Genomic DNA, 20,655 nt, shown 5'->3' on the forward strand with positions numbered 1-20,655 from the left:
CAGCTAACGGAGTTCACTGTGACCCTCTTCCAGCAACAACAACTACTACCGGCGCCAACCCGTACGGTCCGCCTTTCCGGCAGCAGCGTCGCAGAGAAACGCGCTGAATTGCTGGCTTACTACACGCAAACCTGGGAACTGTATGAAAGCCTGTTCGATTGCCTCGCCGACGATCGCGCCTGGTTCACGAAAGCCATTACGCTGCGCCACCCTTTAATCTTCTATTTCGGTCACACCGCCTCTTTCTATATCAATAAGCTGATGGCGGGCCGCTACATCGATGCGCGCATCGACGATCGCATTGAGGCGATGATGGCGATTGGCGTGGATGAGATGAGCTGGGACGATCTTGACGACAGCCACTACGCCTGGCCGACCGTGCAAGAGGTGCGGGACTACCGCCACAAGGTGAAAAGTCTGGTAACGCGCTTTATCCAGACCATGCCGCTGGAGCTGCCCATCGACTGGGAAAGCCCGGCATGGGTAATCCTGATGGGCATCGAACATGAGCGCATCCATCTTGAAACCTCCAGCGTGTTGATACGTCAGCTGCCCATCCAGTGGGTGCAAGCGCAGCCACAGTGGCCGGTATGTCAGGAGGCGCGCCATACGCGCGACAAAGTGCCCGCCAATAGCCTGATCGCGATGCCTGGCGGCGTCGTCACGCTGGGGAAAAGCGACGATACCTACGGCTGGGACAATGAATATGGCCGTCAGTCGATCGAACTCCAGCCCTTTAAAGCGAGCAAAATGCTGGTCAGCAATGCTGAATTCTTTGAGTTTGTCGCGGCGGGCGGTTATCAGCAGCGTCAGTACTGGGACGACGAAGGCTGGGGCTGGCGCAGCTTTACCGATGCGCAGATGCCGACCTTTTGGCTCGGCGAGGTGAAGCACCCCGACGCGCTGAAGCTGCGCCTGATGACCGAAGAAGTGGCGATGCCCTGGGACTGGCCGGCAGAAGTAAACCAGCTGGAGGCCGCCGCGTTTTGCCGCTGGAAAGCGCAGCAGACCGGCGCGCCTGTCCAGCTGCCGTGCGAGGCCGAGTGGATGCAGCTGCGCGAACAGGTTGAAGGCGATCAGCCGGAGTGGCAGCTGGTGCCGGGCAACCTTAACCTGGCGTACTGGGCCTCCTCCTGCGCGGTGGACCGCTTCGCCCAGGGCGACTTTTTTGACATCGTGGGCAATGTCTGGCAGTGGACCACCACGCCGATTAACGGCTTTGAAGGGTTCCGCGTTCATCCGCTCTATGATGACTTTTCCACGCCGACGTTCGACGGGAAACATTCGCTGATCAAAGGCGGCAGCTGGATCTCTACCGGCAATGAAGCGCTGAAATCGTCGCGCTATGCGTTTCGTCGCCACTTTTTCCAGCATGCGGGCTTCCGCTACGTCGTCTCCTCGCATCAGGAATCGATGTCGCTTAATCCCTACGAAACCGACGACATGGTGTCGCAGTATCTCGACTTCCAGTACGGTCCGCGCTATTTCGGCGTCGACAACTATGCCGAATCGCTGGTGGCGCTGGCGCTACCCCATTGTCAGGCGCGCGGCAGCGCGCTCGATATCGGCTGCGCGACCGGCCGCGCCAGTTTCGAGCTGGCGCGCCATTTCGAACAGGTGATCGGGATGGATTATTCGGCGCGCTTTATTGATGTGGCGTTGCAGCTCGCCACTGGCGAAGATTTCCGTTACGTGGTGCCGGAAGAGGGCGAACTGGTGGAATATCGTCAGGTACGTCTGAAAGAGCTGGGTCTCGACGCTGGCCAGGCGCAGCGTATTCAGTTTGTTCAGGGCGACGCCTGCAATCTGAAACCGCAACCTGCACAGTACGATCTGGTGCTGGCCGCCAACCTTATCGATCGTCTGCGTCAGCCACAGCGCTTTTTGCAGGATATCGCGCCGATGATACGTTCCGGCGGTCTGCTGCTGCTCTCCTCTCCCTATACCTGGCTGGAAGTCTTTACGCCGAAAGAAAACTGGCTGGGCGGCATCCGCGAAAACGGCGAAGCGCTCACGACGTTACAGGCGCTGCAGCGGCTGCTGGCGGCGGAGTTCGAGCCGATCGACGCCCCGCAGGATATTCCTTTCGTCATCCGCGAGACCGCGCGCAAATATCAGCATTCGCTGGCTCAGGTCACGCTGTGGCGTAAGCGGTAAACCCAACGGCAGCGGCAAACGCCGCTGCCGGAGATTGCCTGACGCCGCTTTTTGCTGCACATTCTCCTCTGTTCAAAGAAGAAGAGCTGACATGAGGATGATATGGCCGAATCACTGCAACTGGACAACCTGGATCGCGGGATCCTGAATGCGCTGCTGGACAATGCCCGCACCGCTTACGCCGAACTGGCGAAACAGTTCAACGTCAGTCCGGGCACGATCCATGTTCGCGTGGAGAAGATGAAGCAGGCCGGCATTATTCTCGGCACTCGCGTGGAGATCGATCCGCGCCAGCTGGGGTTTGATGTCTGCTGTTTTATCGGCATCATCCTGAAAAGCGCACGCGACTACCCAGCCGCGCTGAGCAAGCTGGAGGCGCTTGATGAAGTGGTCGAGGCCTGGTACACCACCGGCCACTACAGCATTTTTATTAAGGTCATGTGTCGATCTATCGACGCGCTGCAGCAGGTTCTGATCAACAAGATCCAGACCATCGACGAAATCCAGTCCACCGAAACGCTGATCTCGCTACAAAACCCGATCATGCGCACCATCAAGCCCTGATCCTTTTTCCTGTGCATAACCTTATCCCGTACGAACGCCGCCTGCGCCAGCGGCTGCGTTCGCATCTTCATTTCTGATAACCCTGTTTTCCACAGGTGGATCACGACTTGATCACAGCGTACAATGCTCGCCTTTATTCCGGGGAGAGCATCATGGCCGACATTACTTTAATCAGTGGCAGCACGCTGGGCAGCGCCGAATATGTGGCCGAACATCTGGAAGAGAAGCTGCAGGAAGCGGGTTTTTCCACCCAGCTGCTGCACGGCCCGGCGCTGGACGAGTTGCCGCAGCAGGGGATCTGGCTGGTGGTGAGTTCTACCCACGGCGCAGGCGAACTGCCTGACAACCTGCAACCTTTATATGAGGCTATTGCGGAAACCCAGCCCGATTTGTCGGCGTTGCGCTTCGGCGCGATCGGCCTCGGCAACCATGAATATGATCTGTTCTGCGGCGCCATTCGCTCGCTGGACGCGCTTTTGATCGCCCGCGGTGCACAACGCATCGGCGATCGACTGGAAATTGACGTGCTGGAGCATGAGATCCCCGAAGATCCGGCAGAAGCCTGGTTAAGCGGCTGGACCGCCCATCTCTGAGCGGATCTTTTGCCGCAGGGGATCGGGTATTTCGCCGGATCCCCAGTTAAAACGCCTGTTTTTTTACGATCGCAAACGCTTTATTTGTGGATAACTAGGCTTGATTGCTGCGTAAAACCGGTAGTTATCCAAAGAACAACTGCTGATGCTTTTCTGAGCTGTGCATAAGTCCGCATTTTGATCTCAGCTTATACGGATCAGGATCACCGATCATTCACAGCAAAGGATCCTTTCTATCCAGTTGATAACGGTTAGCTTTTTTGGGTTATCCACAGAAAGGCGCGATCCTAATAAAGAGATCTAACAGAAAGATCATATACAGAATAAAGATCCTTTCTTTTAAACCCGCAGATCCCGCCGCTTTCACCCTCGGCGGAATTTCAGTAGAATCCACCGCCCAGGGCAACGATCCCTGCCAGTTCATCAACGAGGTACCACTTCATGTTTTATCCAGATCCTTTTGACGTCATCGTAATCGGTGGTGGTCATGCGGGCACAGAAGCCGCAATGGCCGCTGCCCGAATGGGTCAGCAAACTCTGTTACTCACCCATAACATTGATACGCTTGGACAAATGTCCTGCAACCCGGCGATCGGTGGCATTGGAAAAGGACATCTGGTTAAGGAAGTGGATGCCTTAGGCGGCCTGATGGCCACGGCTATCGATAAAGCGGGCATTCAGTTTAGGATACTAAACAGCAGCAAAGGCCCGGCCGTGCGTGCTACCCGTGCGCAGGCGGATCGCGTGCTGTATCGCAAGGCGGTACGCACCGCGCTGGAGAACCAGCCCAACCTGATGATCTTCCAGCAGGCGGTCGACGATCTTATCGTCGAAAACGATCGCGTGGTGGGGGCTGTCACCCAGATGGGCCTTAGATTCCGTGCGAAAGCCGTCGTGCTCACTGTCGGTACCTTCCTTGACGGCAAAATTCATATCGGGCTGGATAACTACAGCGGCGGTCGTGCTGGCGATCCGCCTTCCGTTCCGCTGGCGAAGCGTCTTCGCGCCTTGCCTTTGCGCGTCAGCCGTCTGAAAACCGGCACGCCGCCGCGCATTGACGCGCGAACCATCGATTTTTCGGTGCTCAGCCCGCAGCATGGCGATAACCCGATGCCGGTCTTCTCGTTCATGGGCAATGCGTCGCAGCATCCGCAGCAGGTCCCCTGCTGGATTACCCATACCAATGAACAAACCCATGAGGTGATCCGCAATAACCTCGATCGCAGCCCGATGTACGCCGGGATCATCGAAGGGATCGGCCCGCGTTACTGTCCGTCGATCGAAGACAAGGTTATGCGCTTCGCCGATCGTAATGCACACCAGATCTTCCTGGAGCCTGAAGGGCTGACCAGTAATGAAATTTACCCGAACGGCATCTCTACCAGCCTGCCGTTCGACGTGCAGATGCAGATTGTTCGCTCAATGAAGGGTCTGGAAAACGCGAAAATTGTCCGTCCAGGCTATGCGATCGAATATGACTTCTTCGATCCGCGCGATCTGAAACCGACGCTGGAAAGCAAATATATTCACGGGCTGTTCTTCGCCGGTCAGATCAACGGCACCACCGGTTACGAAGAAGCTGCCGCGCAGGGTCTGCTGGCCGGTCTTAACGCCGGACGTCACTCCGCCGATAAAGAGGGCTGGGCGCCGCGTCGCGATCAGGCCTATCTCGGCGTGCTGGTGGATGACCTCTGCACGCTCGGCACTAAAGAGCCCTATCGCATGTTCACCTCACGCGCCGAGTATCGTCTGATGCTGCGCGAAGACAACGCCGATCTCCGTCTGACCGAAACCGGCCGCGAACTGGGTCTGGTAGACGATGCCCGCTGGGCGCGCTACAACCAGAAGCTGGAAGCTATTGAGCAGGAGCGTCAGCGTCTGCGCGATCTCTGGATCCATCCGAAGTCAGAGAACGTTGAAGAAGTGAATACGTTGCTCAGTACCGCGCTGACCAAAGAGGCGAGCGGGGAAGACCTGTTACGCCGCCCGGAAATCACTTACGCGCAACTGACCGCCCTGCCGAGCTTCGGCCCGACGCTGCCTGACGCGCAGGCGGCTGAGCAGGTTGAGATCCAGGTGAAGTATGAAGGCTATATTGCGCGCCAGCAGGAAGAGATCGATCGTCAGCAGCGTAATGAAAATACACTGTTGCCAGCCGAGCTGGATTATCGCCAGGTCAGCGGCCTGTCAAATGAAGTGATCGCCAAGCTCAACGATCATAAACCTTCTTCGATCGGTCAGGCGTCGCGCATCTCCGGCATTACGCCGGCGGCAATTTCGATTTTGTTGATTTACCTGAAAAAACAAGGGCTGCTGCGCAAAAGCGCCTGACCTGAAAAACGGGGCGAGGCCACTCGCCCCCGCAGACTGGACTTATGCTGTGATTACAAAACTCACTTCGCTGCTTAAGGCAGCCGGTATTTCTCTCTCCGATCAACAAAAAGAGCAGCTGGTCGCCTATGTCGGCCTGCTGGACAAGTGGAACAAAGCCTACAACCTGACGTCGGTGCGCGACCCGCAGCAGATGCTGGTGCGCCATATTCTCGACAGTATCGTGGTGGCCCCTCATCTGCAGGGCGAACGCTTTATTGATGTCGGCACCGGACCGGGTCTGCCAGGCATCCCGCTTGCGATTGTGCTGCCGCAGGCGCACTTTACGCTGCTCGACAGCCTGGGCAAGCGCGTGCGCTTTCTGCGCCAGGTGCAGCACGAACTGGGGTTAACTAACATCACGCCGGTGCAGAGCAGGGTAGAGGAGTTTCCGTCCGAGCCGCCGTTTGACGGCGTTATCAGCCGCGCATTCGCCTCGCTGCAGGATATGGTGAACTGGTGCCATCATCTGCCTTCCGCACAGGGACACTTTTATGCACTGAAAGGCGTACGTCCCGACGAGGAGATCGCCAGCCTGCCAGCCGGTTTCCGTCTCGTCTCTGTTGAAGCGCTTAAGGTGCCTGAGCTGGACGGCGAACGCCACCTGGTGGTTATCGCACGCGAATAGCCCTAAAAGGCGGAGGGATTAAGGCATTCGCACGCGTTTGCCTTAACGATTTTGCCGTTCAAAAAAGAAGCAGTTGATTCCGCGACGCCGTTTAATTTTAATCGTGACGGCAGCGAAATAACGTTAACAGCTCTGCCGGAAATTATCCGAAAATCCCTGTTACATTTAACGATTAATTCACATTTATTTATCACGAAGATCACGTCATGCCGTTCTGCAGCGTGCGCAGATAATCACGTGGGAAAATATATCAGGGTAATAACTCCGCGTACGTAATATCAATTTAACGTTTTTACCTCACTCTGGGTTGTCAATGCGCTGTTTTTATCGAAAATAGCGCTGGCTCGACACGGTAAAAATAGTAGGCTTCTGATTTACAAAAGATTATGTGCGAATTAATAGGCGTCGTTACTGTTTGTTGGCAAATTTGAATAGCGGAACAGTGTTTGGAATGTGATCTAAAGCACGCTTTAAAAGCAAGGCTCAAGGCGAATTAGCGCTGCGCGGGACCATAATTTCGCCTGCCAATCTTTGGAAAAATAGCCATTCGGAAAGAAATTTAAATAATTGTTCACCTTTTGGCTACTTACGGATTGAAATCGCAAGTGCGGCCCGTATAATTTGCACGGCTTTTGCTGCTTGACTCGAGTGAGTAAAGGCAGTCTTATACGACACGCGACATACCCCTTATGGGGCAGGAGAGTAACCGCGCCATGTCAGTGTCTCTTTACAGTGTAAAATTCGCCCGAACCGTGCTGGCAATCCAGCTGGTGACTGTTGTCATCATCGGCGCTCTCTTTGCCCTGAAAGATGTCACCTGGGGCGTCTCTGCGCTTGCTGGCGGAGCGGCAGCCTGGCTGCCAAACGTGTTGTTCATGTTTTTAGCCTGGCGCCTGCAAGGGCAATCCCCGGCTTCCGGACGGGTTGCGTGGAGTTTCGCCCTCGGCGAAATCGGCAAAGTCATCGCAACCATCGTGTTGCTCATTGTGGCGTTGGGTGTTTTCAGGGCGGTTTTCTGGCCGCTTGGGATAACCTGGTTATCGGTGCTGGTGGTTCAGATGTTGGCACCGGCGGTAATTAACAACAAAGGGTAAAAGGCATCATGGCTGCAGGAGAAACTCAAACTCCGCAAGAGTACATCGGTCACCATCTGACGCACCTTCAGTTGGACCTGCGTACCTTCGAGTTAGTGAATGCTCACGACGCTCCCGCGACGTTCTGGGTATTAAATATCGATTCTATGTTTTTCTCTCTGGTGCTGGGATTCATCTTCCTGGTGTTGTTCCGCAAAGTGGCGAAAAGCGTCACCAGCGGCGTGCCAGGGAAGATGCAGGCTGCTATCGAACTGGTAATCGGCTTCGTTGATGGCAACGTGCGCGACATGTACCACGGTAAAAGCAAACTTATCGCCCCGCTGGCTCTGACGATTTTCGTCTGGGTCTTTCTGATGAACTTCATGGATCTGCTGCCTATCGACCTGCTGCCGTATATCGGCGAGCACTGGCTGGGCCTGCCGGCGCTGCGCGTCGTGCCGTCCGCAGACGTGAACATCACGCTGTCTATGGCGTTGGGCGTCTTTATTTTGATTCTGTTCTACAGCATCAAAATGAAAGGTGTAGGCGGCTTCGCGAAAGAGCTGACGCTGCAGCCTTTTAATCACCCGATCTTCATCCCCATCAACCTGATCCTTGAAGGTGTTAGCCTGCTGTCTAAACCGGTTTCACTCGGTCTGCGACTGTTCGGCAACATGTATGCGGGTGAGCTGATCTTTATCCTTATTGCCGGTCTGTTGCCGTGGTGGTCGCAGTGGGTGCTGAATGTGCCATGGGCCATTTTCCACATCCTGATCATCTCGTTGCAGGCTTTCATTTTCATGGTCCTCACGATTGTCTATCTGTCGATGGCATCTGAAGAACATTGATTTTTTTCTCAACACTAAGCGTTTAACTGAAACAAACTGGAGACTGTCATGGAAAACCTGAATATGGATCTGCTGTACATGGCTGCCGCTGTGATGATGGGCCTGGCGGCAATCGGTGCTGCGATCGGTATCGGCATCCTCGGAGGTAAATTCCTGGAAGGCGCCGCGCGCCAGCCGGATCTGATCCCTCTGCTGCGTACGCAGTTCTTTGTTGTAATGGGTCTGGTGGATGCAATCCCGATGATCGCTGTTGGTCTGGGTCTCTATGTGATGTTTGCTGTCGCCTAAAGCCTGTCGCTGTTTGTTCATTCAGGGCCTTGAGCGCCATGAATGAACGGTTCTGCCGCTTATCGTTGAGATAACGGCAGATAAGTTACTCACTTACTTAGAGGCATTGTGCTGTGAACATTAACGCAACAATCCTCGGCCAGGCCATCGCGTTCATCCTGTTTGTCGCGTTCTGCATGAAGTACGTATGGCCGCCGATTATGGCTGCCATCGAAAAGCGCCAGAAAGAAATTGCTGAAGGCCTTGCTTCTGCTGAACGCGCGAAGAAAGATTTGGATCTCGCGCAGGCTAATGCGACCGACCAGCTGAAGAAAGCGAAGGAAGAAGCTCAGGTCATTATCGAGCAGGCGAACAAACGCCGTACTCAGATTCTGGACGAAGCGAAAACTGAAGCTGAGAACGAACGTAACCGCATCGTGGCGCAAGCGCAGGCAGAGATCGACGCCGAGCGTAAACGTGCCCGCGAAGAGCTGCGTAAGCAAGTCGCGTTGCTGGCAATGGCTGGCGCCGAGAAGATCATCGAACGTTCCGTGGATGAAGCTGCTAACAGCGACATCGTTGATAAACTGGTCGCTGAACTGTAAGGAGGGAGGGGCTGATGTCTGAACTGATTACTGTAGCTCGCCCCTACGCCAAAGCAGCTTTTGACTTTGCTGTTGAGCATCAAAGTATTGAACGCTGGCAAGATATGCTGGCGTTTGCCGCGACCGTAGCACGCAATGAGCAAATGGCCGATCTTCTCTCCGGCGCGCTGGCGCCGGAAGCGTTATCGGCTTCTTTCATTGCCGTCTGCGGCGATCAATTAGATGAACACGGTCAGAACCTGATTAAGGTAATGGCTGAGAACGGACGTTTGACCGCGCTTCCGGCTGTACTGGAGCAGTTCATTCAACTGCGCGACGCCTATGAGGCGACGGCGGAAGTTGATGTGATTTCCGCCAGTACGCTGAGTGACAGCCAGCTGACCAAAATCAGCGCCGCGATGGAAAAACGTCTGTCACGCAAAGTTAAGCTGAATTGCAAAATTGATAAGTCTGTCATGGCAGGCGTGATCATCCGTGCGGGTGATCTGGTGATTGATGGCAGCGTGCGCGGCCGTCTTGAGCGTCTGGCAGACGCCTTGCAGTCTTAAGGGGACTGGAGCATATGCAACTGAATTCCACCGAAATCAGCGAACTGATCAAGCAGCGCATTGCTCAGTTCAATGTCGTGAGCGAAGCTCACAACGAAGGTACTATCGTCTCTGTTAGCGACGGTATCATCCGCGTACACGGCCTGGCCGATGTAATGCAGGGTGAGATGATCGCCCTGCCGGGCAACCGTTACGCTATCGCCCTGAACCTCGAGCGCGACTCTGTCGGCGCCGTGGTAATGGGTCCGTATGCTGACCTCGCCGAAGGCATGAAGGTTAAGTGTACTGGCCGTATTCTGGAAGTGCCGGTCGGTCGTGGCCTGCTGGGCCGCGTGGTGAACACCCTGGGTGCGCCAATCGACGGCAAAGGCGCGATCGACAACGACGGCTTCTCGCCGGTTGAAGTGATCGCACCGGGCGTTATCGACCGTCAGTCAGTCGACGAGCCGGTTCAGACCGGTTACAAATCTGTCGATGCGATGATTCCAATCGGTCGTGGCCAGCGTGAGCTGATCATCGGCGACCGTCAGACCGGTAAAACCGCGCTGGCGATCGACGCTATCATCAACCAGCGCGATTCCGGCATCAAATGCGTCTACGTCGCAATTGGTCAGAAAGCTTCTACTATCGCTAACGTGGTGCGTAAGCTGGAAGAGCACGGTGCGCTGTCTAACACCATCGTGGTCGTGGCTTCTGCGTCTGAATCTGCTGCACTGCAGTACCTGGCGCCCTACTCCGGCTGCGCCATGGGCGAATACTTCCGCGACCGCGGCGAAGATGCGCTGATCGTATACGATGACCTGTCTAAACAGGCTGTCGCTTACCGTCAGATCTCTCTGCTGCTGCGCCGTCCACCGGGCCGTGAAGCATTCCCGGGCGACGTGTTCTATCTCCACTCCCGTCTGCTGGAGCGTGCGTCACGCGTAAGCGCTGACTACGTTGAGCGTTTCACCAACGGCGAAGTTAAAGGTAAAACCGGTTCACTGACCGCGCTGCCGATTATCGAAACCCAGGCGGGCGACGTCTCCGCGTTCGTTCCGACCAACGTAATCTCGATTACCGATGGTCAGATCTTCCTGGAATCGAACCTGTTTAACTCCGGTATTCGTCCGGCGGTTAACCCGGGTATCTCTGTATCGCGCGTAGGTGGTGCTGCTCAGACCAAGATCATCAAGAAACTGTCCGGCGGCATCCGTACCGCGCTGGCGCAGTATCGTGAACTGGCGGCGTTCTCGCAGTTCGCTTCCGATCTGGACGACGCAACCCGCAAACAGCTGAGCCACGGTCAGAAAGTGACCGAGCTGCTGAAACAGAAACAGTATGCGCCGATGTCTGTCGCGCAACAGGGTCTGGTGCTGTTTGCTGCTGAGCGCGGCTACCTGAACGACGTTGAACTGGCGAAGATCCTGAGCTTCGAAGCTGCGCTGCTGGCGTTCGCGGATCGCGACCACGCCGAGCTGATGCAGGAAATCAACCAAACTGGTAACTACAACAACGACATCGAAGCGAAGCTGAAAGGCCTGCTCGATACGTTTAAAGCAACCCAGTCCTGGTAATGTCTGGCGGCTTGTCTGAAAAGACAGGCCGCAAGGCTTTGAGGAGAAGCTAATGGCCGGCGCAAAAGAGATACGTAACAAGATTGGAAGCGTGAAAAACACGCAGAAGATCACCAAAGCGATGGAAATGGTCGCCGCCTCCAAAATGCGTAAAACGCAGGAACGCATGGCGGCCAGCCGTCCGTATGCAGAGACTATGCGCAAAGTGATCGGTCACCTTGCGTTAGGGAATCTGGAATACAAGCACCCTTACCTGGAAGAGCGCGACGTTAAGCGCGTCGGCTACCTGGTCGTTTCGACTGACCGCGGGCTTTGTGGTGGTTTGAACATTAACCTGTTCAAAAAATTGCTGGCAGATATGAAGGCCTGGTCCGATAAAGGCGCGCAGAGCGATCTGGCGATCATCGGTTCCAAAGGTGTGGCGTTCTTCGGTTCCGTAGGCGGCAACGTCGTGGCTCAGGTCACCGGCATGGGCGATAAACCTGCCCTGTCCGAACTGATCGGCCCGGTAAAAGTGATGTTGCAGGCTTACGACGAAGGGCGTATCGACAAGCTCTATGTCGTCAGCAACAAATTCAATAACACCATGTCTCAGACTCCGACCATTACCCAACTGCTGCCGTTACCGCCAGCGGAAGGTGAAGAAGAGATGAAGGCGAAGACCTGGGATTACCTGTACGAGCCCGATCCGAAAGCGCTGCTGGACACCCTGCTGCGTCGTTATGTCGAATCGCAGGTTTATCAGGGTGTGGTGGAAAACCTGGCCAGTGAGCAGGCCGCACGTATGGTGGCGATGAAAGCCGCAACCGATAACGGCGGAAATCTGATCAAAGAGCTGCAGTTGGTATACAACAAAGCTCGTCAGGCCAGCATCACCCAGGAACTCACCGAGATCGTCTCGGGAGCCTCCGCGGTTTAACCAGGTAAGAATTAGGTAGAGGATTCAAGATGGCAGCTGGAAAGATTGTCCAGATTATCGGCGCCGTAGTTGACGTCGAATTCCCTCAGGACGCGGTACCGCAAGTGTACAACGCCCTTGAGGTTAAGAATGGTGATGCTCGTCTGGTGCTGGAAGTTCAGCAGCAGCTGGGCGGCGGCGTGGTGCGTACCATCGCCATGGGCTCTTCTGACGGCCTGAAGCGCGGTCTGGAAGTTGCTGACCTGAAAAAACCGATCCAGGTTCCGGTGGGTAAAGCCACCCTCGGCCGTATCATGAACGTGCTGGGCGAGCCGATCGACATGAAAGGCGACATCAAAGAAGAAGACGGCAGTGCTGTAGAGATCTCCTCTATTCACCGCGCGGCGCCTTCTTATGAAGATCAGTCTAACTCGCAGGAACTGCTGGAAACCGGCATCAAGGTTATCGACCTGATGTGTCCGTTTGCCAAGGGCGGTAAAGTCGGCCTGTTCGGCGGCGCGGGCGTAGGTAAGACCGTTAACATGATGGAGCTGATCCGTAACATCGCGGCTGAGCACTCAGGTTATTCAGTATTTGCCGGCGTGGGCGAGCGTACTCGTGAGGGTAACGACTTCTATCATGAAATGACCGACTCCAACGTAATCGACAAAGTTGCGCTGGTGTATGGCCAGATGAACGAGCCGCCGGGCAACCGTCTGCGCGTTGCACTGACCGGTCTGACCATGGCGGAAAAATTCCGTGACGAAGGCCGCGACGTTCTGCTGTTCATCGACAACATCTATCGTTATACCCTGGCCGGTACGGAAGTTTCCGCACTGCTGGGCCGTATGCCTTCAGCGGTAGGCTATCAGCCGACCCTGGCTGAAGAGATGGGTGTGCTGCAGGAGCGTATTACCTCCACCAAGACCGGTTCAATCACCTCCGTACAGGCCGTTTACGTTCCTGCGGATGACTTGACTGACCCGTCTCCGGCGACCACCTTCGCCCACCTGGACTCAACCGTTACTCTGAGCCGTCAGATCGCGTCTCTGGGTATCTACCCGGCCGTTGACCCGCTGGACTCTACCAGCCGTCAGCTGGATCCGCTGGTTGTTGGCCAGGAGCATTACGACGTTGCGCGCGGCGTGCAGTCTCTGCTGCAGCGTTACCAGGAACTGAAAGACATCATCGCCATCCTCGGTATGGACGAGCTGTCTGAAGACGACAAACTGCTGGTGGCTCGCGCGCGTAAGATTCAGCGCTTCCTGTCTCAGCCGTTCTTCGTAGCGGAAGTCTTCACCGGTTCGCCAGGTAAATACGTTACGCTGAAAGAAACTATCCGTGGCTTTAAAGGCATTATGGACGGCGAGTTCGACCATCTGCCAGAGCAGGCTTTCTACATGGTCGGCGCTATCGAAGAAGCCGTGGAAAAAGCGAAGAAACTGTAATAACGGTTTCCCGGGAGGACAGAAATGGCTATGACTTATCACCTGGACGTCGTCAGCGCAGAGAAACAGCTGTTCTCTGGCCTGGTGCAGAAAATTCAGGTGTCAGGCAGCGAAGGTGAGCTGGGTATTTTCCCCGGCCACGCGCCGCTGCTGACTGCCATCAAGCCTGGAATGATCCGTATCGTGAAGCAGCACGGCGAAGAGGAGTTTATTTACCTCTCTGGCGGCGTGCTGGAAGTGCAGCCGGGCAGCACCACCGTTCTGGCCGATACCGCTATCCGCGGTACCGACCTGGACGAAGCGCGTGCGCTGGAAGCGAAACGCAAAGCAGAAGAGCATATGAACAGCAGCCACGGCGACGTGGACTACGCTCAGGCCTCTGCGGAGCTGGCGAAAGCCATTGCTAAACTGCGCGTGATCGAGCTGACCAAAAAAGCGATGTAATCAGGCTTTATGCGTCATGAAATGCCAGCCCTTCGGGCTGGCATTTTTTTTTGCCCACGCGCCGATAGCAGAGCGCGCCTAATTTCGACCTGAGAAAAATGTAGTAATCTCAGGGGTAAACCGTTTAACTTTCGCATGTCAAAAATTCTGTCAGGATGGTTATGTCTAACAGCGCAATGAGCGTGGTGATCCTTGCTGCCGGCAAGGGAACCCGTATGTATTCCGATCTGCCCAAAGTTCTGCATAGGCTTGCAGGAAAGCCCATGGTTCAGCACGTGATCGACGCCGCCACCGGCCTCGGCGCGCAGCATATTCATCTGGTTTACGGCCACGGCGGCGACCGGCTGAAGGCCACGCTGACGGAGCCGTCGCTCAACTGGGTTTTGCAGGCGGAACAGCTGGGCACGGGACACGCGATGCAGCAGGCTGCCCCCGCATTTGCTGACGACGAAGATATCCTGATGCTCTACGGCGACGTGCCGCTTATCTCTCAGGAGACGCTGCAGCGTCTGCGCGACGCCAAACCCCAGGGCGGTATCGGCCTGCTGACGGTGGTGCTGGATAACCCCAGCGGTTACGGGCGTATCGTGCGTGAAAATGGCGCTATCGTCGGCATTATTGAACAGAAAGACGCCAGCCCGGAGCAGTTGAAGATCACGGAAATCAATACCGGCATTCTGGTCGCCAACGGCGGCGATCTGAAACGCTGGCTGGCGCAGCTCACCAATAACAACGCGCAGGGCGAATATTACATCACCGATATCATCGCGCTGGCGCACCAGGAAGGTCGCCAGATTAATGCGGTGCATCCGGCGCGCGCCAGCGAAACTGATGGCGTGAACAACCGTTTGCAGCTGGCGACGCTGGAGCGGGTTTATCAGAGCGAACAGGCGGAGAAGCTGCTGCTGGCGGGCGTTATGCTGCGCGATCCGGCGCGCTTCGACCTGCGCGGCGTGCTGAACCACGGCCGCGACGTCGAGATCGATATTAATGTCGTCATCGAAGGCGAAGTCACGCTGGGCGACCGCGTAAAAATCGGCGCAGGCTGCATCATTAAAAACAGCGTGATTGGCGACGACTGCGAAATCAGCCCCTATACGGTGATCGAGGATGCGAACCTCGCCGCCGACTGCACCGTTGGACCTTTCGCGCGTCTGCGTCCCGGCAGCGAGCTGGCGCAGGCCGCGCACGTCGGCAATTTCGTTGAAATGAAAAAGGCGACGCTGGGCAAAGGCTCCAAGGCTGGCCATCTGAGCTACCTCGGCGACGCGGAGATCGGCGCGAACGTCAATATCGGCGCGGGCACTATTACCTGCAACTACGACGGTGCCAACAAATCAAAAACCATTATCGGCGACAATGTCTTTGTCGGTTCCGATACGCAGCTGGTGGCACCGGTCAGCGTGGCGGCAGGCGCGACTATCGCGGCGGGCACCACCATTATGAAAGATGTCACCGAGGCATCGCTGGTCTACAACCGTAAAGAGCAGAACAGCAAAGCGCACTGGCAGCGTCCGGTGAAGAAGACGTGATTTTTAGCGGCCAGCCACATGCTGGCCGCAGCAGTAACACAATAATAATCCCCACTCTCTACAAGGCTCGGGGAGCCCGGCACAGCCGGTTATCAGGTCGTATGACAACGAAAGATGGTTAAAAACCATCAGGTCAGGAATAACATTTATGTGTGGAATTGTAGGTGCAGTAGCGCAGCGCGATATCGCAGAGATCCTGCTGGAAGGTCTGCGTCGCCTGGAGTATCGCGGGTATGATTCGGCCGGTCTGGCCGTCGTTGATCGTCAGGGCCACGTAACGCGCCTGCGTCGCGTCGGCAAAGTGCAAGTGCTGGCGGAGGCCGCAGAGCAGCAGCCGCTGATTGGCGGCACCGGTATCGCGCATACGCGCTGGGCAACGCATGGAGAACCGTCGGAAGCCAACGCGCATCCGCATGTCTCTGAGCAGATCATCGTGGTGCACAACGGCATTATCGAAAACTATGAGCCGCTGCGTGAAGCGCTTATCGCGCGCGGTTATCGCTTCACGTCCGAGACCGACACGGAAGTGGTGGCGCATCTGGTGCACTGGGAGCAGAAACAGGGCGGAACGCTGCGCGAAGTGGTGCTGCGCGTTATCCCGCAGCTGCGTGGCGCCTATGGCATGGTGATCATGGACAGCCGCGATCCGTCGCTGCTGGTGGCCGCGCGTTCGGGCAGTCCGCTGGTGATTGGCCGCGGCGTTGGCGAAAACTTTATCGCCTCCGATCAGCTGGCGCTGCTGCCGGTGACGCGTCGCTTTATCTATCTGGAAGAGGGTGATATCGCCGAAGTGAGCCGCCGCGACGTGACCATCGTCGATAGCGCTGGCAATCCGGTGAACCGCGACGAGATCGAATCCAGTGTGCAGTACGACGCGGGCGATAAAGGCGTGTATCGCCACTATATGCAGAAAGAGATTTACGAGCAGCCGATGGCGATTAAAAACACCTTAACCGGTCGTTTCAGCCATGGCGAAGTCGATCTCAGCGAGCTTGGGCCGCATGCCGAAACCCTGCTGAGCCAGGTAGAGCATATTCAGATCATCGCCTGCGGCACCTCCTACAATTCCGGTATGGTGGCGCGCTACTGGTTCGAGTCGCTGGCGAACATTCCCTGCGACGTCGAGATCGCCTCTGAATTCCGCTACCGCAAATCCGCGGTGCGGAAAAACAGCCTGCTGATTACCCTGTCGCAGTCCGGCGAAACCGCCGATACGCTGGCGGCGCTGCGCCTTAGCAAAGAGCTGGGCTACCTGGGTTCGCTGGCTATCTGCAACGTCGCGGGCTCTTCGCTGGTGCGCGAGTCGGACCTGGCGCTGATGACCAAAGCGGGCACTGAAATCGGCGTCGCCTCGACCAAAGCCTTTACCACGCAGCTCACCGTATTGCTGATGCTGGTGGCGAAGCTGGGACGACTGCGCGGCATGTCGGCTGAGGTCGAGCATGATATCGTGCACGGCCTGCAGGCGCTGCCGAGCCGTATCGAACAGATGCTGGCGCAGGACAAGCGTATTGAACTGCTGGCGGAAGATTTCTCCGACAAGCATCACGCGCTGTTTCTGGGACGCGGCGATCAATATCCGATCGCTATGGAAGGTGCGCTCAAGCTGAAAGAGATCTCCTATATTCATGCGGAAGCCTACGCCGCTGGTGAGCTGAAGCATGGTCCGCTGGCGCTGATTGATGCCGATATGCCGGTTATCGTCGTGGCGCCGAACAACGAGCTGCTGGAAAAACTGAAGTCCAATATTGAAGAGGTGCGCGCGCGCGGCGGTCTGCTGTACGTGTTCGCCGATCAGGACGCTGGCTTCAGCGACAGCGACGGCATGAAGATTATCTCTCTGCCGCATGTGGAAGAGGTGATTGCGCCAATCTTCTACACTGTTCCGCTGCAGCTGCTCTCTTATCACGTCGCGCTGATTAAAGGCACCGACGTGGATCAGCCGCGAAACCTGGCGAAGTCAGTTACCGTCGAGTAAAAAGCGGGCCCGGAAACGGGCCCCTTTGCTTTTTGCGCCCTGTCATATAACTGTCATATTTCCTACATTTCACTGTCATCAAACTGTCCTATTTTCCCTCCTGCAGCAATCACTGACTCCAACTACAACGGCTCTGAGCCTGAGATTAACTCCCCTGGAGGGAACATGACACTGATGCGTAGCACCGTAGCCCGAATCCTTACCGCCACTCTCGCCGTAAGCACGGTTTCTGCCTTTGCAGCCACCGATCTGACGGGCGCGGGCGGTACTTTCCCGGCGCCGGTTTATGCCAAGTGGGCAGCAGAATATCAGCAAGCCACCGGTAGCAAAATCAACTACCAGGGCATTGGTTCATCCGGCGGCGTCAAGCAGATCATCGCTAAAACCGTGGATTTTGGCGCGTCAGATGCGCCGATGAAAGATGAAGACCTGCAGAAAAACGGCCTGTTTCAGTTCCCGACCGTTATTGGCGGCGTTGTGCTGGCTGTTAACATTCCGGGTGTGAAGTCAGGCGAACTGACTCTCGACGGTAAAACCGTCGGCGACATCTACCTGGGTAAAATCAAAAAGTGGAACGATTCGGCAATCACTAAGCTGAACCCGGGCGTGAAACTGCCAGATACCAACATCAACGTGGTTCGCCGCGCGGATGGTTCCGGCACCTCTTTCGTCTTCACCAGCTACCTGGCGAAAGTGAACGAAGAATGGAACAGCAAAATCGGCAAAGGCAACACCGTTAACTGGCCGGCTGGTCTGGGCGGCAAAGGCAACGACGGCGTCGCCGCGTTCGTTCAGCGTCTGCCGGGCTCTATCGGCTATGTGGAATACGCCTATGCCAAGCAGAACAACCTGACCTACACCAAACTGGTTGATGCCGACGGCAAGCCGGTCGCGCCAAGCGAAACCAGCTTCTCCAACGCAGCGAAAGGCGCAGACTGGAGCAAATCTTTTGCTCAGGATCTGACCTTCCAGAAAGGCAACGATGCGTGGCCGATCACTTCCACCACCTTCATCCTGGTTTATAAAGATCAGGCGAATGCCGAGAAAGGCAGCGAAGTGCTGAAGTTCTTCGACTGGGCTTACAAAAACGGCAGCAAAACTGCGAACAGCCTGGACTACGCTACCCTGCCGGACAGCGTAACCCAGCAGATCCGCGCGGCATGGAAAGCCAACATCAAAGACAGTTCTGGCAAAGCGCTGTACCAGTAAGCGAACAACCCCGGCCGGACATGCGTCCGGCCAGATCTAAGGGCGGCCTTGTGCCGCCCTGACAACCTCTGAAGAATGAGACTTCTATGGCTGCAACGAAGCCGGCATTCAAAGCCCCCGGTAAGCAAGGTGACATGATTTTCGGCGCGCTGGTTAAGCTGGCGGCGTTGATTGTCCTGTTGCTGTTGGGCGGCATTATCGTCTCCCTGATTTTCTCCTCATGGCCAAGCATCCAGAAATTTGGTTTCTCCTTTCTGTGGAACAAAACCTGGGATGCGCCGAATGAAGAATTTGGCGCGCTGGTGCCGATTTACGGCACCCTCGTGACCTCGCTGATTGCGTTGATTATTGCTGTGCCGGTGAGCTTCGGCATCGCGCTGTTTCTTACGGAACTGTCGCCTGGCTGGCTGCGGCGTCCGCTCGGCACCGCTATTGAGCTGCTGGCGGCAATCCCCAGCATCGTTTACGGCATGTGGGGCCTGTTTATCTTCGCGCCGCTGTTCGCCGAATATTTTCAGACGCCGGTCGGCGAGGTGATGTCGAATATTCCGTTCGTCGGCGCGCTTTTTTCCGGCCCGGCCTTCGGCATCGGTATCCTGGCGGCGGGCGTGATTCTGGCGATCATGATTATTCCTTACATCGCCTCGGTGATGCGCGACGTGTTCGAGCAGACGCCGGTGATGATGAAAGAGTCCGCCTACGGCATCGGCTGTACCACCTGGGAAGTGATCTGGCGCATCGTGCTGCCGTTCACTAAAAACGGTGTGATCGGCGGCGTGATGCTGGGACTGGGACGCGCCCTGGGCGAAACCATGGCGGTCACCTTTATTATCGGCAACACCTACCAGCTCGACAGCGCCTCGCTGTTTATGCCGGGCAACAGCATCACCTCCGCGTTGGCGAACGAATTCGCCGAAGCGGAGTCGGGCGTGCATGTCGCCGCGCTGATGGAGCTGGGACTGATCCTGTTTGTTATCACCTTTATCGTGCTGGCGATTTCCAAATTGATGATCCTGCGCCTCGCGAAAAGTGAAGGAGCGCGCTCATGACGACGATTGAACTTCAGGCACGCGCCGAACTGGACGCCTCGCGCCGTAAGATGCAGGCCTGGCGCAGCACCAAGAATAAGATTGCGCTGGCGATGTCGCTGCTGACCATGGCCTTTGGTCTGTTCTGGCTGGTGTGGATCCTGTTCACCACCGTGACGCGCGGCGTTGACGGGCTGAGCTGGTCGCTGTTCACCGAATCGACGCCGCCGCCCAATACTGCCGGCGGCGGTCTGGCCAACGCCCTGGCAGGCAGCGGCCTGCTGATTATCTGGTCGACGGTGATCGGTACGCCGCTGGGCATTCTGGCAGGCGTCTACCTGGCGGAATATGGCCGCAAGTCGGCGCTGGCGGAAGTGATCCGCTTTATTAACGACATCCTGCTCTCGGCGCCGTCGATCGTAGTCGGCCTGTTCGTTTACACCATCGTGGTGGCGCAGATGCACCACTTCTCCGGCTGGGCGGGCGTTATCGCGCTGGCGCTGCTGCAGATCCCCATTGTTATCCGCACCACCGAAAACATGCTGCGGCTGGTGCCGGACAGCATGCGTGAAGCGGCTTACGCGCTGGGCACGCCGAAATGGAAGATGATCTCCGCGATTACGCTGAAGGCATCGGTATCGGGCATTCTGACCGGCGTGCTGCTGGCAATTGCCCGTATCGCGGGCGAAACCGCGCCGCTGCTGTTTACCGCGTTGTCGAACCAGTTCTGGTCCACCGACATGATGCAGCCGCTGGCGAACCTGCCGGTCACCATCTTTAAGTTCGCGATGAGCCCCTTTGCCGAGTGGCAGAGCCTGGCCTGGGCGGGCGTGCTGATTATCACGCTCTGCGTGCTGCTGCTGAACATTCTGGCGCGCGTGGTCTTCACCAAGAGCAAACACGGATAAC

The 20,655-nt window shown here is 56.5% G+C and carries 19 protein-coding genes; all 19 read left to right on the forward strand.

Annotated features, from left to right (window positions below; all coding sequences use genetic code 11):
- Positions 1-18 precede the first annotated feature (18 nt).
- Complete coding sequence (gene ovoA / locus D7S44_RS19420; protein WP_120457683.1) at positions 19-2,157, forward strand: 5-histidylcysteine sulfoxide synthase; 2,139 nt, start codon at positions 19-21, stop codon at positions 2,155-2,157.
- Between the two features lie 102 nt (positions 2,158-2,259).
- Entirely contained in the window at positions 2,260-2,721 is a 462-nt protein-coding gene (asnC, locus tag D7S44_RS19425) for a transcriptional regulator AsnC (RefSeq protein ID WP_033755376.1), read from the forward strand.
- A 152-nt stretch (positions 2,722-2,873) separates the two neighbouring features.
- Entirely contained in the window at positions 2,874-3,314 is a 441-nt protein-coding gene (mioC, locus tag D7S44_RS19430; RefSeq protein WP_120457685.1) for an FMN-binding protein MioC, read from the forward strand.
- A gap of 441 nt (positions 3,315-3,755) precedes the next feature.
- Positions 3,756-5,645, forward strand: coding sequence for a tRNA uridine-5-carboxymethylaminomethyl(34) synthesis enzyme MnmG (gene mnmG / locus D7S44_RS19435; protein WP_120457687.1), 1,890 nt, complete (start codon positions 3,756-3,758; stop codon positions 5,643-5,645).
- Between the two features lie 49 nt (positions 5,646-5,694).
- Entirely contained in the window at positions 5,695-6,312 is a 618-nt protein-coding gene (rsmG, locus tag D7S44_RS19440) for a 16S rRNA (guanine(527)-N(7))-methyltransferase RsmG (protein ID WP_120457689.1), read from the forward strand.
- A gap of 713 nt (positions 6,313-7,025) precedes the next feature.
- Positions 7,026-7,406 carry a F0F1 ATP synthase subunit I gene (gene atpI / locus D7S44_RS19445; protein WP_120457847.1) on the forward strand — a complete coding sequence of 127 codons (381 nt, stop codon included), beginning with the start codon at positions 7,026-7,028 and terminating at the stop codon, positions 7,404-7,406.
- A gap of 8 nt (positions 7,407-7,414) precedes the next feature.
- Complete coding sequence (gene atpB, locus D7S44_RS19450) at positions 7,415-8,233, forward strand: F0F1 ATP synthase subunit A (protein WP_120457691.1); 819 nt, start codon at positions 7,415-7,417, stop codon at positions 8,231-8,233.
- A 48-nt stretch (positions 8,234-8,281) separates the two neighbouring features.
- A complete protein-coding gene (gene atpE / locus D7S44_RS19455; protein WP_003849523.1) occupies positions 8,282-8,521 on the forward strand; it encodes a F0F1 ATP synthase subunit C in 240 nt (79 codons plus the stop codon).
- 113 nt (positions 8,522-8,634) lie between these two features.
- Positions 8,635-9,105 (forward strand): F0F1 ATP synthase subunit B, encoded by a 471-nt coding sequence (gene atpF, locus D7S44_RS19460; protein WP_081140530.1) that lies wholly within the window; start codon positions 8,635-8,637, stop codon positions 9,103-9,105.
- A gap of 14 nt (positions 9,106-9,119) precedes the next feature.
- Positions 9,120-9,653, forward strand: a complete 534-nt coding sequence (gene atpH / locus D7S44_RS19465) for a F0F1 ATP synthase subunit delta (RefSeq protein ID WP_120457693.1) — start codon at positions 9,120-9,122, stop codon at positions 9,651-9,653.
- Between the two features lie 14 nt (positions 9,654-9,667).
- On the forward strand, positions 9,668-11,209 hold the full coding sequence (atpA, locus tag D7S44_RS19470; RefSeq protein WP_120457695.1) for a F0F1 ATP synthase subunit alpha: 1,542 nt from the start codon (positions 9,668-9,670) through the stop codon (positions 11,207-11,209).
- A 52-nt stretch (positions 11,210-11,261) separates the two neighbouring features.
- The gene (gene atpG, locus D7S44_RS19475; RefSeq protein WP_120457697.1) at positions 11,262-12,128 is read left to right on the forward strand and encodes a F0F1 ATP synthase subunit gamma; all 867 of its coding nucleotides are present in this window, start codon (positions 11,262-11,264) and stop codon (positions 12,126-12,128) included.
- Between the two features lie 29 nt (positions 12,129-12,157).
- Entirely contained in the window at positions 12,158-13,555 is a 1,398-nt protein-coding gene (gene atpD, locus D7S44_RS19480; RefSeq protein ID WP_120457699.1) for a F0F1 ATP synthase subunit beta, read from the forward strand.
- A 24-nt stretch (positions 13,556-13,579) separates the two neighbouring features.
- Positions 13,580-13,999: a F0F1 ATP synthase subunit epsilon gene (locus D7S44_RS19485; protein WP_033755408.1), complete on the forward strand. Its 420-nt coding sequence runs from the start codon at positions 13,580-13,582 to the stop codon at positions 13,997-13,999.
- A gap of 161 nt (positions 14,000-14,160) precedes the next feature.
- Positions 14,161-15,531 (forward strand): bifunctional UDP-N-acetylglucosamine diphosphorylase/glucosamine-1-phosphate N-acetyltransferase GlmU, encoded by a 1,371-nt coding sequence (gene glmU, locus D7S44_RS19490; RefSeq protein ID WP_120457701.1) that lies wholly within the window; start codon positions 14,161-14,163, stop codon positions 15,529-15,531.
- A 148-nt stretch (positions 15,532-15,679) separates the two neighbouring features.
- The gene (gene glmS, locus D7S44_RS19495; RefSeq protein WP_120457703.1) at positions 15,680-17,509 is read left to right on the forward strand and encodes a glutamine--fructose-6-phosphate transaminase (isomerizing); all 1,830 of its coding nucleotides are present in this window, start codon (positions 15,680-15,682) and stop codon (positions 17,507-17,509) included.
- A gap of 165 nt (positions 17,510-17,674) precedes the next feature.
- Positions 17,675-18,718 carry a phosphate ABC transporter substrate-binding protein PstS gene (gene pstS, locus D7S44_RS19500; protein ID WP_120457705.1) on the forward strand — a complete coding sequence of 348 codons (1,044 nt, stop codon included), beginning with the start codon at positions 17,675-17,677 and terminating at the stop codon, positions 18,716-18,718.
- A gap of 86 nt (positions 18,719-18,804) precedes the next feature.
- Positions 18,805-19,767, forward strand: coding sequence for a phosphate ABC transporter permease PstC (gene pstC, locus D7S44_RS19505; RefSeq protein WP_120457707.1), 963 nt, complete (start codon positions 18,805-18,807; stop codon positions 19,765-19,767).
- Positions 19,764-20,654 carry a phosphate ABC transporter permease PstA gene (gene pstA, locus D7S44_RS19510; RefSeq protein ID WP_120457709.1) on the forward strand — a complete coding sequence of 297 codons (891 nt, stop codon included), beginning with the start codon at positions 19,764-19,766 and terminating at the stop codon, positions 20,652-20,654. The genes pstC and pstA overlap by 4 nt, the downstream gene beginning before the upstream one ends.
- Position 20,655 lies beyond the last annotated feature (1 nt).

Source organism: Pantoea piersonii (genome assembly GCF_003612015.1).
GTDB lineage: Bacteria > Pseudomonadota > Gammaproteobacteria > Enterobacterales > Enterobacteriaceae > Pantoea > Pantoea piersonii.

Excerpts from the sequence above, each read along its gene's own strand:
- asnC (WP_033755376.1), top strand. The coding sequence starts at position 2,260 with ATGGCCGAATCACTGCAACTGGACAACCTGGATCGCGGGATCCTGAAT.
- mioC (WP_120457685.1), top strand. The coding sequence starts at position 2,874 with ATGGCCGACATTACTTTAATCAGTGGCAGCACGCTGGGCAGCGCCGAA.
- mnmG (WP_120457687.1), top strand. The coding sequence starts at position 3,756 with ATGTTTTATCCAGATCCTTTTGACGTCATCGTAATCGGTGGTGGTCAT.
- atpI (WP_120457847.1), top strand. The coding sequence starts at position 7,026 with ATGTCAGTGTCTCTTTACAGTGTAAAATTCGCCCGAACCGTGCTGGCA.
- atpB (WP_120457691.1), top strand. The coding sequence starts at position 7,415 with ATGGCTGCAGGAGAAACTCAAACTCCGCAAGAGTACATCGGTCACCAT.
- atpE (WP_003849523.1), top strand. The coding sequence starts at position 8,282 with ATGGAAAACCTGAATATGGATCTGCTGTACATGGCTGCCGCTGTGATG.
- atpH (WP_120457693.1), top strand. The coding sequence starts at position 9,120 with ATGTCTGAACTGATTACTGTAGCTCGCCCCTACGCCAAAGCAGCTTTT.
- atpA (WP_120457695.1), top strand. The coding sequence starts at position 9,668 with ATGCAACTGAATTCCACCGAAATCAGCGAACTGATCAAGCAGCGCATT.
- atpG (WP_120457697.1), top strand. The coding sequence starts at position 11,262 with ATGGCCGGCGCAAAAGAGATACGTAACAAGATTGGAAGCGTGAAAAAC.
- atpD (WP_120457699.1), top strand. The coding sequence starts at position 12,158 with ATGGCAGCTGGAAAGATTGTCCAGATTATCGGCGCCGTAGTTGACGTC.
- D7S44_RS19485 (WP_033755408.1), top strand. The coding sequence starts at position 13,580 with ATGGCTATGACTTATCACCTGGACGTCGTCAGCGCAGAGAAACAGCTG.
- glmU (WP_120457701.1), top strand. The coding sequence starts at position 14,161 with ATGTCTAACAGCGCAATGAGCGTGGTGATCCTTGCTGCCGGCAAGGGA.
- glmS (WP_120457703.1), top strand. The coding sequence starts at position 15,680 with ATGTGTGGAATTGTAGGTGCAGTAGCGCAGCGCGATATCGCAGAGATC.
- pstS (WP_120457705.1), top strand. The coding sequence starts at position 17,675 with ATGACACTGATGCGTAGCACCGTAGCCCGAATCCTTACCGCCACTCTC.
- pstC (WP_120457707.1), top strand. The coding sequence starts at position 18,805 with ATGGCTGCAACGAAGCCGGCATTCAAAGCCCCCGGTAAGCAAGGTGAC.
- pstA (WP_120457709.1), top strand. The coding sequence starts at position 19,764 with ATGACGACGATTGAACTTCAGGCACGCGCCGAACTGGACGCCTCGCGC.